Here is a 12581-nt window from a genome sequence, read left to right on the forward strand (position 1 = left end):
TCCCCGCCCCCGGCCCCTCCGAACCGCTTTAAACTAAACCCCCCTTAAAAAAAAGGGCGGGGGCGCCCCCCCCCCCCCCCCCCCCCCCCCCCCGCCCGCGCACCGCCAACCCGCACAAGGAGGTGCCCAACCATGACCACCCACCGCATCCGCGTCGGCATCGACGTGGGCGGAACCTTCACCGACGCCGTGGCCGTAGATGCCACGACCCTGGAACTCCTGGGACAGGTGAAGGTCCCCACCAGCCACCATCACGAGGACGGCGTGGCCCACGGCATCGTGGAAGCCCTCGACCGTCTGCTGGAAGAGACCGGCCGCGCACCGGAGAACGTCGCTTTTCTGGCGCACGGCACGACACAGGCTACCAACGCCCTGCTGGAGGGCGATGTCGCCACCGTCGGCCTGATCGGCATCGGCGGCGGCGCAGCAGCCGCCCTCACCCGCCGGCTCGCCGCGCTCGGCAAGCTCGAACTCACCCCGGGCAAGAGCCTTCCGCTCGCCTACGCCCATGTCGCGGACCCCGACGACGCACAGGCCGTGCGGCGCGCCGCCGACACCCTCGCGCAGGACGGCGCCCAAGTCCTCGTGGCCACCGAGCCGTTCAGCGTGGACCGCCCCGAGGGCGAGCAGGCCGTCGTGGCCGCGGCACGCTCCGCCGGTCTTCCGCTGACCGCCGCACACGAGATCACCTCGCTGTACGGGCTGCACAAGCGCACCCGTACGGCCGTGGTCAACGCGGCGATCCTGCCGCGCATGCTGGCCACCGCCGACCTCGTCGACAGCTCCATCACCAAGGCCGGGGTCGACTCGCCGCTGATGGTGATGCGCTGCGACGGCGGTGTGATGTCCCTCGACGAGATGCGGCGCAGGCCGCTGCTCACGGTTCTTTCGGGCCCGGCGGCGGGCGTGGCGGGCGCGCTGATGCAGGAACGGATCAGCGAGGGCGTGTTCCTGGAGACCGGCGGCACCTCCACCGACATCAGTGTCGTGCGGCGCGGCAAGGTGGCCGTCCAGCACGCCACGATCCTGGGCAAGAAGTCCTACCTCAACGCCCTGGACGTACGCACCGTCGGCGTCGGCGGCGGTTCCATGGTGCGGATCGGCGGCGGCAAGGTGACCGGGGTGGGGCCGCGCAGTGCCCACATCGCCGGGCTGCCCTACGCGTGCTTCGCGACCCTGGACGACCTGCGCGACGCCAGGCTCGCCACCGTCCGTCCGATGGCCGACGACCCCGAGGACTACGCCGTTCTCGACGCGGCGGGCGGCCGCTTCGCGCTCACCATGACCTGCGCGGCCAACGCGCTGGGCCGCGTACCCGAAGGCGACTTCGCCCGCAGCGACCAGGAGGTCGCCAAGGCGGCGCTCGCCCCGCTCGCCGCCGCGCTCGGCGTGGACATCGCCACCGCTGCGGGACGGCTCCTCGACGCGGGAACGGCCCGGGTCAAGAAGGTCGTCGACACGATGATCCGCGACTACCGGCTCGACAAGGACACCGCGCTCCTCGTCGGCGGAGGCGGCGGCGCCGCGTCCGTCACCCCGCACCTGGCCGAAGTCAGCGGCCTTCAGGGGCGCATCGCCCGCCACAGCGAGGTCATCAGCCCCATCGGGGTGGCGCTCGCCCTGGTCCGCGAGCAGATCGAGCGCACCATTCCCGGAGCCGGGCAGGAACAGATCCTCGCCGTGCGGGCCGAGGCGGAGGCGGCCGTCATCGCGCAGGGCGCAGCCGCCGAGGGCGTCGAGGTAGAGGTCACCGTCGACCCGCAGACCAGCACCGTGCGCGCCGTGGCCACCGGCGCCACCGAACTGCGCACCCGGGACCGGGCGCACCGGGCCGACGAGGAGGAGCGCCTTCGCACGGCGGCGGCCAGCCTCAAGACCGACGCATCGCAGGTCACAGTCCTGGCCAGGACCTCCTCCCACACCGTGTACGGGACCGAGGTGCGCCGCACCCTGCGCGCCACCCGGCATCCGGTACGGATCGTCGACGCCGACGGAGTCATCCGCCTGCACGTCCCCGACGCCCGCGTGGAAACCACCCGGGTCGCCGATGCCCCCGACGTACTGGCGAAGCTGGTGCGCGAGACCACCTCGTACGGCGACGGCGGCGTCCGTGCTCCCGCCGTACGGCTGCTGCTCGGCTCACGGATCGCGGACCTGTCGGGCGTGCTCGACCCCGGGTCGCTGCTCGCGCTGGCCCGCAGCGAACTCGATTCCCGTGCCGGTGACGAGCCGGTCATCGCGGTCCTTGAGGTTCGCATATGAGCACCCCCGCGGCGACCGCGCCCGAGACCCTCGACGACTTGGACCACGCGGTCCACCTCCTCGCCGCCACCCCCACCCACGAGGGCCGCGACCCGCGACTCCTTCGCCACTGGGCGCGCACGGCCGAGGAGTTCGGCGCCGCCCTGGCCCCCGTCCCGTGCCGGGCCAGGATCGTCGAGCGCGCCGACGGCCTGGAGCGCGGCCTGCTCGCCCGCTACACCTCACGGCCGGCCCCGACGGTGGAGCTCTACACCGACACCCTCGCCGCGGCCGAAGCGCTGATCGACGAACGGGGCTGGCGGCACTGGTACCCGCCCGGCTCCGTGCGTGCGGCGGCCCTCGCCCACGAATCCGTGCACGAACACCTGCACCACGGTCCGGCGAAGGACGCGCTGAAGCGGGCCCTGGGCCATGTCGTCCTGCGCGCGGGACGCTTCCGCCTTTACGGGCACGTGGCGGGCGCCGAGGAGATCGCCGCCCACGCCCATGCCCGGACCGTCTGCGGTCTCGGCCGCAGCCCCCTTCTTCTCACGGCCGCGCTCGCCGACGCCGTGACCCACAGAGAGAAGTAGCGCCATGGGCGTTGTCATCCTGATCGTCATGGCGGTGGGTGTCGCAGCGATGCTCACCCGCAAACTCCCCACCGCCTTCGCCCTGGTCCTCCTCGGTGTCGTCATCGCGCTGGTCGCCGGTGCGCCGCTGACCGGCAAGGAGAGCGTCTTCGACACCGTCCTCCAGGAGGGCGCCCCGATGCTCGCCTCGACGATGATCGCGGTGCTGCTCGGCTCGTGGCTCGGCAAACTCCTGGACGAGACCGGCATCGCGGGCACGATCGTCCGCAAGATCGTGGAGTTCGGCGGCGACCGGCCCACCGTCGTCGCGCTCGGCGTGCTCGCCGTCTCCGCGCTGATCGGCACGGTCACCGGCTCGGCCCCCGCCGCCATGCTGGCCGGCATCATCGGCATCCCGGCGATGGTCGCCGTGGGCATCCCCAAAGTCACCGCCGCGGGCACCATCCTGATGGGCATCGCCGTCGGCGTCCCCTTCGAACTGCCCATCTGGCAGTTCTTCTCGACCGCCCTCGACCTGCCGATCCCGACCGTGCGCGGCTTCATGATCAAGCTGTTCCCGCTGGCCCTGGTCGCGGCCGTCGCCTTCGTCCTCGTCGAGTCCCGCCGCCGCGGGGTCGAACACACCTGGGCGCTGAAGACGGCCGTCGACAAGCGCCGTTCACGCCGCGAGCGGCTCGGCGACGCACCCTGGTACGCGCTGCTCACCCCCGTGGTGCCGCTCGTCCTGGCCCTCGGCTTCGAGCTCGCCATCATCCCCTCGCTGCTCGCCGGAGTGCTCTACGCCCTGGTCACCACCACCCGGCCGCGCGAGATGAACAAGCGGCTGCTGCGCACCCTGTACGGCGGCTTCGAGGTCGCCGCACCCCCGATCGCCCTGTTCATCGCCATCGGCATCCTGCTCGCCGCGGTGAAACTGCCGGGCGCCATCGAAGCCCTCGAACCCCTGGTCAAGGCCGTCAGCCCGCAGAATCCGGTGCTGTTCGTCCTGGTCTTCACGTTGCTGGTGCCGCTGTGCCTCTACCGCGGACCGCTGAACGTCTACGGCCTCGGCGCGGGCATCGCGGGCGTCCTCATCGCCGCCGGCATCTACCCCGCCGTCGCCGTACTCGGCCTCGCCGCCTCCTACAACCAGGTCTTCGGAGTCTCCGACCCCACAAGCACCCAGACCGTATGGAGCGCCCAGTACGCGGGCGTCGGCCCCCAGCAGGTCATGGTGCGCACCCTGCCCTACGTGTGGGCCGTCGCACTCGGCGGATTCTGCGTCACAGCCGCCACCTACCTCTGAGCACTTCTCTGACATTCGACTCCCGGGACGGAGCACAGAAATGAACGAGCCGCAGCACCACACCGCAGAGCCGGGCCCCGCACACCAACACCCCTTCCCGCGCCGCGTCTTCCTGCGCGGGGCGGCCGCCACCGGCACCGCCCTTGCGATCGGCGCCGGAGCAGCGGGCACGGCCGTCGCGGCGCCCGGCGGGTTCCCCGACTACACCTACGTGCGAACGGTCCTCAAGCCCTCGGACCTCGCCTACAACCCCACCGGCGAAATCATCTTCCCGTGCCTGCGCGGGACCGTCGGCCGCGTCTCCAACGCCCTGGGCCGCTACTACCTCTACTACGCCCCGCACGACGCCCCCGGCGGCATCTGCCTGGCCTACGGCGACTCGATCGACGGGCCCTTCACCGAGTACACGGCCAACCCCCTGGTCACCAACGACTGGCAGCCGCACTACAAGGTCAGCCACGTCTCCTCGCCCCACGTGCTGTGGAACGAGGACGCCAAGGAGATGTGGCTGTACTTCCACGGCGAGAACACCACCACGCGCCTGGCCCGCTCCAAGGACGGCATCCACTTCACGTACGACAAGGTGGTGCTTTCGACCTCGATGCTGCCGGCCGGTTCGACCGAGACGTCCTACGCCCGCGTGTTCCGTCACGACCTGCCCTCGCGCGGCGCCCGTTACGTCATGCTCTTCATGCTGAACAACAACACCAACCACCGTGACGTCGCCTGGGGTTGGTCGGCCGACGGACGCAACTGGACCTTCGACCAGAAGCCACTGATCCGGCATGCCGATGTGGGCGCGCAGAACGTGGGAGGGCCCCACCTGCTCACGCGCGGGGACAGCGCCTACGTCGTCTACAACACCGACAAGGGCAGCGGCGGCAACATACTGATCACCGAGGTCGGCAAGGACTTCTCCCGCCGTAACCACCTCGGCATCTTCCACGACTCGATGAACGGCGCGCCGGACAACGGACGCAGCGCGTCACCGAGCTTCGGAACGGAGAACGGCGTGCCTTACATGATGTACGAGGCGGGGGAGAGGCTGCAGGGCGCGATCGCTCTGGCGCGCGCGAAGTAGCAGAGTACCTCGGGTAGTTGGACAGCGGCGCCCGAGGACATGGCGGCTCCGGTCATGTCCTCGGGCGCCGTCGTCATGCGGTGACGGTCAGCGCGGTCAGGGCGCCCCCGGAGGAGGCCGTGACGCGGAGCGCCACATAGCGCGCCGTGCGGTCGGTGCGCAGGCTGCCGCGCGCCGACAGTTGCGCCGAGCCTTCGTACGTACGGCCGTCGACGCTGAACTCCACGCGTGAGGCCGGCACGTGACTGCCGCGCCACCGGGTGCGGATCTCGCCGATGTGCTGCTCGGCGCCCAGGTCGACGACCATGCGGTCGTCCTGACCGGCGGTCCACGCGGTTGCCTCGTCGCCGTCCACCGCGGCCTGCGGGTCCGTCATGCCGGGCGGCAGCGGTGCGGTCGGGAAGGTGATGCGGCCCAGTGCCAGGTCCTCAAGGGGGTAGGCCGTGGTCCGGGGCACCGTCACCGTGGTCGTACGGCCCGCGCGGACCGTGGCGCCGATGCCCCTGCCCTGTGCCGAGACGGTGACGCGGCAGGACGGCCCGCTCAGCCGGACGGTGCCGCCGTCGACGACCTCGGCGCGCAGCCCGGCGGGCAGGCGGTTCGCGGAAAGAGTGATGCGTGGCGGCGCCAACAGGGCTGAAGCGGCGGGCAGTTCGACGCGGTATGCCGTGCCGGACTCGGTGAGGGTCTGGATGCCCTCGTAGAGACGCACCTCTCCGGGGCGCGAGCGGGGGATCGTCACCGTCGTGGTCACGGGGTCGGGGGAGAGGTTGAAGAGGCTCAGGTGGTGTTCGGTGAGTGCGGCCTTGACGTCCGCGGAGTTCGCCGAAGGTGTCTTGCGGGCGGCCGCGGCGCGCAGCTCCGTCGGTGTCGCACCCGGCAGCCCTTCGATCAGCAGGCTCTCGGCCGGACCGTCGGAGAGGACGACCGTGTCGCCGTACACCGAGATCGGGTGCGCGCCGCCCCGCACGACAAGGCCGGCACGGCCGTCGACGTCCAGCCACCGGCCGCGGCTGGTGAGATCCGGCTCCGGCCAGGCGACCAGATCCGTCCACTGCTCTCCGTCGGCCGACCCCTGGAGCCGGTAGGCGCGGCCCGCCGCGGCCTCCCAGCGCAGCGTCACCCGGTCGACGGACCGCGAGGATCCCAGGTCGACGGATATCCAGCTGTCCGCCCGCGCACGATCCGCGCGCGACACCGCCCAGCGGCTGGTGCCCATGCCGTCGATCGCGAGTGAGGGCTCCTTGCCCGGGTCGAAGGAGGAGGCGGATGCCTTCGCCCCGCCGGTGCGCGCCAGGTCCTCGCCCGAGGCGCCGTCGCGTATCTCGAAGGAGTAGAGCGAGTATCCGTACGACGGATCGGGCCGTACGCCCAGCATCCGCAAGTGGCGGAACTGCTGCGCGGGGAAGGTGAGTTCGTCGGTGCGCGGGCCGCTGGACGACTGGCCACCGGACCCCGCCTTGACGGTGGTGCTTCCCTCGGCGGCTCGATAGGTACGGCTGCCGTCGAGGCCCGGGACGCCGGGCATGGACAGGTTGCGTACCTCCAGGTGGCCCTCTCCGGCGCTGGTGCCGGACGTCGCGTAGACCACGGCGCCCGAGGGCAGGGTGGTGAACCCGGCATGTCCGTGTTCCAGCGTCAGCACGCTGGCGCTCCCGTCGAAGCCGTCGCGAAGCCGCGTGTACGTGGCCACGTTCCGCTCGGTGACTTTGTTCCGGGTGCTCGGCAGGAACATGGGTGTGGTGCCGCTGAGCGCGAACAGCCAGTCGTCGTGGGCCGGTTGCCAGGCGAACTTCACGAAGTCCGGCTTGCTGACGGTGCCCGCCCAGGCGCCGGGGGACTGGTGGGAGACCAGGCCGGGGCCCGTGCCGTGGTCTTGGACGCCGCTCGCCTGCTCGAAGAGCTCGCCGGTGGACAGGGGCCGCACGGGCGGCTTCCCGGAGCGGGCCCGCCACTCGTGCAGGAGATAGCTGATGGCCATCTCGGCGCGCGCCTCCGGCTCGTACTTGGGCTCGCCCGAGAACTTCGCGATGCGGTACTCCGGCGGGTACTGCTGATATCCCTCCAAGCGTTCGGCGAGGGCGCGTTCGCAGGCGGCCGCGGCCCGGTCGCCCGTGACCTGCGCCAGGAAGGCGAGAGGGATGACATCGCGGCCGTAGAGGTGCTCACGGTCGGCGACCATCGGCATCAGGGGCTCGCCCGCATCGCTCATCACACCGAGCAGCGTGCGCCACAGCGGGACGGCGTTGGGCTGGGCGGTGAGCACCTCGGGCAGGGGCTGACCCGAGGTGAGGAAGTGGGCGGCGTTGCGTCCCGAGGTGCGCCAGAGTTCCTCCTGGTAGTGCGGGCCGAACGATCCGTGGTTCTCGACGATGAAGGTGTCGTACAGGTTCTGCGCGGTGTTCGCGCTCACGGCGACGCCGTCCACCTCGGCCGGGTTGGCGAGGTCGGCGGCAGGCAGCCCCGCCTCGTTGCGGCTCCAGCGGCCGAAGGCGGCGCGCCACGTGTCATGGCGCTGATCGTCGCTCGCCCAGGCAAGGGCGGGGGCGAGTGACTGGGCGTAGATGCCCATTTCCTCGAGCTTGGTGTCACCCTTGAAGCCGCCGCTGAGCCCATGGGGCGACCACTCGCCGGAGTCGGGATCGTCACCCGTCCCCAACTCCTCGGTGTACTGGGCCTGTTCCCGGACGATGGTGTCCACGTTGTGCCGCGTCGCCTCGTCGAGATCGTCCCAGAGCAGGCGTGCCGCCAGGACGAAGTAGGACTGGAAGGTGGTGTCGAAGAACAACTTCCGGCCCCACTGGGCGCCGCCCGTCAGGCGGTTGGAAGCCGCGAAGTGCTTCAGGGTGGCGAGCGTGCGGGTGCGCAGCGTGTCCTGGTCGACTCCGGCGCGCTCGGCGTCGTAGGGGCCGCGGGTCAGCAGTACGGCATTGCCGAGCACGACGGCGAACCCGAAGTCCTTGGCCGTGTAGTGCCCTTGGGTCGCGTCCCATTGGGTCTCGGCCCAGCGGGTGTGAGCCAGCAGGACACGGTAGTAGGTGGCCGCGATCGCGTCCGGTTCCGCGGCGGCCGAGGCCTGCCCCGACCCGAGGGTGAGCGGGAAGGCCGCCACAGCGCCGGAAACCCCGAGCAGCTGTAGGGCTTGACGGCGTGTGAGTCCCCGGACTTGCTGCGGCATCGTGGCGCGACCTTCCTTCGACAACGTTGTCAGAGTGCGGTCATTCTTCGGGGGCTCCCTTGGGCACGTCAAGGGTTCTGCCGCATCACGGGTCACGCATCACGGGTCACGCATCACGCATCAGGCGTCAGGCGTCACGGGTCAGGCGTCGCTCGGCGTTCCGTCCGGATAGGGGGAGGGGGCGGGCGGCCATGCGGGGCGGTGGGCCGGCGGCAGGGACAGCAGGGCCTGGCCCACGGTGAGATAGCGGGGGAAGATCTCCGCGCTGCCGGTCAGGGTCAGGAGTCGGACGAGGTGGCGCCCCGCTCCCGCAAGGAGCAGCTGGCCCTCACGGCGCCGCAGCAGCCACCGGACGCCGAGCAGGCAGTTGAGCCCGCGGGAGTCGCAGAACACAAGCGCCGTCACATCGAGAACGAGATGTCGATGACCCGCCATGACGGAGTCGCCGAGCGTGCGGAGAAAGAACTTCTCGGCGGTCCGGTCGAGTTCACCGCTCACACGCAGTACGGCGCACTCGTCGCACCGCGCGAGCTCGTGGATGATGAGGCGATGGGTCTGCGTCGACATCGCGCCTCCTTGGGGTCGTCGAACGGAAGCCCGTGCGTATGCCGAGGCACAATGTGCCTGGCTGCCGGGTCCCCCGTCCATCCCTCCCTACGCCTCTCCGCTTCCATTGGGACAGAGGAGTTCGCGACGCGAATTGATCCGTTGCGGATGACCGTCGATTCGACGGGACGGCCGGTGGCTCCTGTCATCGCGACGTGCCACGGGTGCGGGTGAGGCCGCCCCGGCCGATGCGGGGCGCGGACGATCGCCGTCAGGCGGTGGGGTCGATGATCAGGCACGTGGTGGTGGCGTGGGCGATCAGTTTGCCCCGGGAGTCGAGGACCTTTCCTTCGGCTGTCGCGGTGCGGCGGCCCGCGTGGATGACCGTGCCCTCGGCGGTGAGGGCATGTCCGTCGGTCCGCGCGGCGCGGATGTAGTTCACCTTGAGCTCCAAGGTGGTGTAGCCGACACCGGCGGGGAGCGTGGTGTGGACCGCGCAGCCCATCGCCGAGTCGAGCAGCGTCGCGGCGATGCCGCCGTGGACCGTACCGAGCGGGTTGGCGAAGTCGGGGCGGGTGTCCAGGGAGACGACGATGCGGCCGTGCTCCACGTCGTCGAACCGCATGCCGAGCAGGCGGCCGATGGAGGGTATGTCGTCGGTGCGATGGGACTGTACCCAGCGCATCAGCTCCAGGCCGGACATGGAGGCGGTGACTTCTGCGGTCGACATGACGAGGGCTCCTTGATGGTGTGGGTGGGTTCGGGTTTGTTCGGGGGCGTCGGGCGTTGCGGGTGTTACCCGAGGGGGTTGTCCTTGTCCCGCAGGGCGGCCAGCGCGGGGGCGTACATGCGGGTCTTGATGGTGCCGAGGGTGGGGCCGGCCTTGTTCACCAGGGAGCCGGCGATCTCCACCGCCGTGCGGCGTACGGCGTCTTCGTCCACCGCGTGGTCGACCACGGCGGCGGCCAGCGCGTCGTGGCCGCCGTAGCGACGGGCGGTCGTCATGGCCTCGTGCGCGGTCTGCGGGGTCAGCCGGGCCTGGATCAGCGCGGACATGCCGGGAGTGAAGGGGATGTTGATGTCGGCCTCGGGCAGGCACCAGTAGCCGCGGTCGGCGCGCATCACGCGGAAGTCATGGGCCAGGGAGAGCATCGCCCCGGCCGCGAAGGTGTGCCCCTGCAGTGCGGCCACGGTGACGACCGGCAGGGACAGCGTCCGGGCCAGGAGGCCGTGGACGGTGGTGACGTACTCCTGGTGCCGGTCGGCGTGGGCGAAGAGCCAGTCCAGGTCGAGGCCGTTGGAGAAGAACTTTCCCTTCGCTGCGGTGACCAGGGCGCGGGGCCCCTCGGCCTTCTCCACCTCGGTCAGCGCCGCGTCGACGGCGGCGAGCCAGTCGGGGTGGAAGCGGTTCTCGCCGTCCCCGATATCGAGGATGAAGACGTTGTCCTGGCGGTCGAGTGTGGGCACGGTGGCTCCCTCGGGTGAAGTGGGCTGGGGGGGATGGGTGGGTTTCTGATGTGTGGCGTGGTCAGGGGTGGTACGAGTTGCCGACGTGCGTCGTGTCCAGGTGGGGCGGATTACTGACGTGCGTCGTGATCAGGGGTGGGCCGGTCGGGCAGTGCGTGTACGAGGAGTTCGCGGATCTCGGCGGCGGCCGCGTCCAGCGGGGCGGTGCCGCGCTCGGCCCGGCACATGATCACCGCGCCCTCCACGGCGGCGATGATGAAGGCGGCCAGCCTCTCCCCCCGCTCCACGGGCAGGCCGTGCCGGGTGAGCAGGGCGGCGAGCGCCTCCCTCCACGCGGCGAAGACCGTGGCCGCGGAGCGGGCGAGCTGCGGGGCGTCGTCGTTGGTTTCCACGGCCACCGCGACGATGGGGCAGCCGACGCGGAAGTCGCTCTCGACGAGCCGGTCGCGCCACAGCCTGAAGAAGGCGTCGACCGCATCCAGCGGGTCGTCGGCCCGCGCGCCGGTTTCGATCAGGCCGCCGATGAAATCGCCGGCGAGGGCCACCGCCTCGTCGATCAACTGGGCCCGACCGCCGGGGAAGTGGTGGTAGACGGAGCCGCGGGGAGCACCGCTGTGGGCGAGTACGCGGTCGATGCTCGTCGCGCTGGCCCCGTACTCGCGCAGCAGTGCGGCGGCGCTGAGCACCATCCGCTCACGGCTGTCGCTCTTGCGAGGGCTCATGTGCTCACCGCCTCGGAGGTCGGGCGGCGCCGGGCCGCGGGATACTGCTCGGTAACTTATGGGGTATGGCATAGAACATGCAAGGGGTCGGATATCCCGCCGACCGCTTGGGTGGCCCCATGGGTGAGTGCTTGGATGGCGATGACCTTGACGGCCGATCCGGGTGACCGGAATTGAGGGGGGATACGTTCATGGCGCTCACCAGTTGGGGTTTCATCTACACCGCGGCAGGCAGCGACGCAGGTGGTGACGTGAATGTCGTCGACACCGGGCAGTGCCGGACGGTGCTTGTGGGGGTGGCGAAGCCGGAGGACGGCATCGAAGCCGCGCGCCGTCTGGTCGGCGAGGGAGTGCAACTGATCGAACTGTGCGGCGGGTTCGGGCCGGTGTGGGCCGGGCGCATCATCGAGGCGATCGACGGGGCGGTTCCGGTGGGCGTCGTCGGCTATGGGCCGGAGGCGGTCGACCAGGTCCACGCGATCTTCTCCTGAGTGCGGTGGAGGGGCGGGTGCCTCCTGTCGCTCCCGCTTGCTTCCGGTGCGTGCGCCCCGCAGGCATTCCGCGACGCATCATCGATCACGCCGGAAATCGGCAGGATGATACGATCCGTGGCGTTCATGTGTGACCCGGATCGGATCGAGGAAGTTGGGAGGTGGGGCTGATGACCGCGCTCAAGGCCACTGCCATGCGCACCGCCCGGACCCTCCTCACGTTCCGGGCCGTGGCCTGACCTCAGCCGGATCTGCCCTCGCTGGGAGCGTGAGCTCGCGGGGCGCCACCCACACGAACCCACCATGAACAGGACCAGCGTCCACCATGACCAACACCTGGATCACGCGCGCCGAGACCAGCGCTGACATCCCCGCCGTCCGCGCCATCGTCGTCGCCGCGTTCGATACCCCGTCGGAGGCCGACCTCGTCGACGCGCTGCGCGCCGACACCGCGTGGATCGACGGTCTTTCGATCGTCACCACCGACCAGGACGGCAAGCTCGTCGGACACGCGCTGCTGACCCGCTGCCACATCGGCGACGCCCCGGCCCTGTGCCTGGCCCCCGTCGCGGTACTTCCCGAGTACCAGAAGACCGGCGCCGGCTCCGCGGCCATCCGTGCCGCGCTCGACGCCGCCAGGGACAAGGACGAGCACTTCGTCACCGTCCTCGGGCATCCTGCGTACTACCCGCGCTTCGGCTTCACCCGTGCCTCGGCGTACGGCATCGGCATCAGCATCGACGTCCCGGACGAGGCCATGATGGCCCTGGCACTCGACGCCGATCACCCGCTGCCCGGCGGCACGGTGCGCTACGCCGCGCCGTTCGGTATCTAGCCGATCTACCCGATCCGGCCAGCTGGTTCACCCAGCTGGCCCCGCCGCGCCCGGGGGGGGGCGTGCACCCCCCGCGGGGGGCCGGTAAAATCACGTTGGAGCCCGTTTGCCGGCCAAGGAGGTTTGGGGGCTTGTCACGGCC

Annotated in this window: 11 protein-coding genes; 6 read left to right on the top strand and 5 right to left on the bottom strand. The window is 70.8% G+C overall.

Going from position 1 to position 12581, the window contains the following annotated elements:
• Positions 1 to 132 precede the first annotated feature (132 nt).
• From ACWFR3_RS16495 to ACWFR3_RS16510, 4 genes are read left to right on the top strand one after another with little or no spacing between them, the layout of a single operon-like run.
• Positions 133 to 2262 carry a hydantoinase/oxoprolinase family protein gene (locus tag ACWFR3_RS16495; protein WP_453735253.1) on the top strand — a complete coding sequence of 710 codons (2130 nt, stop codon included), beginning with the start codon at positions 133 to 135 and terminating at the stop codon, positions 2260 to 2262.
• Entirely contained in the window at positions 2259 to 2834 is a 576-nt protein-coding gene (locus tag ACWFR3_RS16500) for a hypothetical protein (protein WP_453735254.1), read from the top strand. The genes ACWFR3_RS16495 and ACWFR3_RS16500 overlap by 4 nt, the downstream gene beginning before the upstream one ends.
• 4 nt (positions 2835 to 2838) lie before the next feature.
• The gene (locus ACWFR3_RS16505; RefSeq protein WP_453735255.1) at positions 2839 to 4119 is read left to right on the top strand and encodes a TRAP transporter large permease subunit; all 1281 of its coding nucleotides are present in this window, start codon (positions 2839 to 2841) and stop codon (positions 4117 to 4119) included.
• Positions 4120 to 4159: 40 nt separating this feature from the next.
• The gene (locus ACWFR3_RS16510; protein WP_453735256.1) at positions 4160 to 5200 is read left to right on the top strand and encodes a hypothetical protein; all 1041 of its coding nucleotides are present in this window, start codon (positions 4160 to 4162) and stop codon (positions 5198 to 5200) included.
• Between the two features lie 73 nt (positions 5201 to 5273).
• Here the strand turns inward: ACWFR3_RS16510 and ACWFR3_RS16515 are convergent, their stop codons facing one another.
• The 5 genes from ACWFR3_RS16515 to ACWFR3_RS16535 form a co-directional block, all read right to left on the bottom strand.
• A complete protein-coding gene (locus ACWFR3_RS16515; RefSeq protein ID WP_453735257.1) occupies positions 5274 to 8378 on the bottom strand; it encodes a discoidin domain-containing protein in 3105 nt (1034 codons plus the stop codon).
• Between the two features lie 141 nt (positions 8379 to 8519).
• Positions 8520 to 8945, bottom strand: a complete 426-nt coding sequence (locus ACWFR3_RS16520) for an STAS domain-containing protein (protein WP_453735258.1) — start codon at positions 8943 to 8945, stop codon at positions 8520 to 8522.
• A gap of 250 nt (positions 8946 to 9195) precedes the next feature.
• The gene (locus ACWFR3_RS16525; protein WP_453735259.1) at positions 9196 to 9654 is read right to left on the bottom strand and encodes a PaaI family thioesterase; all 459 of its coding nucleotides are present in this window, start codon (positions 9652 to 9654) and stop codon (positions 9196 to 9198) included.
• A gap of 65 nt (positions 9655 to 9719) precedes the next feature.
• Entirely contained in the window at positions 9720 to 10391 is a 672-nt protein-coding gene (locus ACWFR3_RS16530; RefSeq protein ID WP_453735260.1) for an enoyl-CoA hydratase-related protein, read from the bottom strand.
• Between the two features lie 110 nt (positions 10392 to 10501).
• Positions 10502 to 11113 (bottom strand): TetR/AcrR family transcriptional regulator, encoded by a 612-nt coding sequence (locus ACWFR3_RS16535; RefSeq protein WP_453735261.1) that lies wholly within the window; start codon positions 11111 to 11113, stop codon positions 10502 to 10504.
• 191 nt (positions 11114 to 11304) lie between these two features.
• On the opposite strand from ACWFR3_RS16535, the gene ACWFR3_RS16540 reads away from it, so the two are divergent.
• Entirely contained in the window at positions 11305 to 11604 is a 300-nt protein-coding gene (locus tag ACWFR3_RS16540) for a DUF6506 family protein (RefSeq protein WP_453735262.1), read from the top strand.
• Between the two features lie 325 nt (positions 11605 to 11929).
• Positions 11930 to 12439 carry a GNAT family N-acetyltransferase gene (locus tag ACWFR3_RS16545; protein WP_453735263.1) on the top strand — a complete coding sequence of 170 codons (510 nt, stop codon included), beginning with the start codon at positions 11930 to 11932 and terminating at the stop codon, positions 12437 to 12439.
• Positions 12440 to 12581: the final 142 nt, after the last annotated feature.

The sequence above is a fragment of the Streptomyces sp. NPDC055189 genome, from assembly GCF_053606765.1.

Bases quoted from the DNA above. Each gene is read 5' to 3' on its own strand.
- ACWFR3_RS16520 (WP_453735258.1), bottom strand. From the start codon at position 8,945: ATGTCGACGCAGACCCATCGCCTCATCATCCACGAGCTCGCGCGGTGC.
- ACWFR3_RS16525 (WP_453735259.1), bottom strand. From the start codon at position 9,654: ATGTCGACCGCAGAAGTCACCGCCTCCATGTCCGGCCTGGAGCTGATG.
- ACWFR3_RS16505 (WP_453735255.1), top strand. From the start codon at position 2,839: ATGGGCGTTGTCATCCTGATCGTCATGGCGGTGGGTGTCGCAGCGATG.
- ACWFR3_RS16500 (WP_453735254.1), top strand. From the start codon at position 2,259: ATGAGCACCCCCGCGGCGACCGCGCCCGAGACCCTCGACGACTTGGAC.
- ACWFR3_RS16495 (WP_453735253.1), top strand. From the start codon at position 133: ATGACCACCCACCGCATCCGCGTCGGCATCGACGTGGGCGGAACCTTC.
- ACWFR3_RS16545 (WP_453735263.1), top strand. From the start codon at position 11,930: ATGACCAACACCTGGATCACGCGCGCCGAGACCAGCGCTGACATCCCC.
- ACWFR3_RS16515 (WP_453735257.1), bottom strand. From the start codon at position 8,378: ATGCCGCAGCAAGTCCGGGGACTCACACGCCGTCAAGCCCTACAGCTG.
- ACWFR3_RS16510 (WP_453735256.1), top strand. From the start codon at position 4,160: ATGAACGAGCCGCAGCACCACACCGCAGAGCCGGGCCCCGCACACCAA.
- ACWFR3_RS16540 (WP_453735262.1), top strand. From the start codon at position 11,305: ATGGCGCTCACCAGTTGGGGTTTCATCTACACCGCGGCAGGCAGCGAC.
- ACWFR3_RS16535 (WP_453735261.1), bottom strand. From the start codon at position 11,113: ATGAGCCCTCGCAAGAGCGACAGCCGTGAGCGGATGGTGCTCAGCGCC.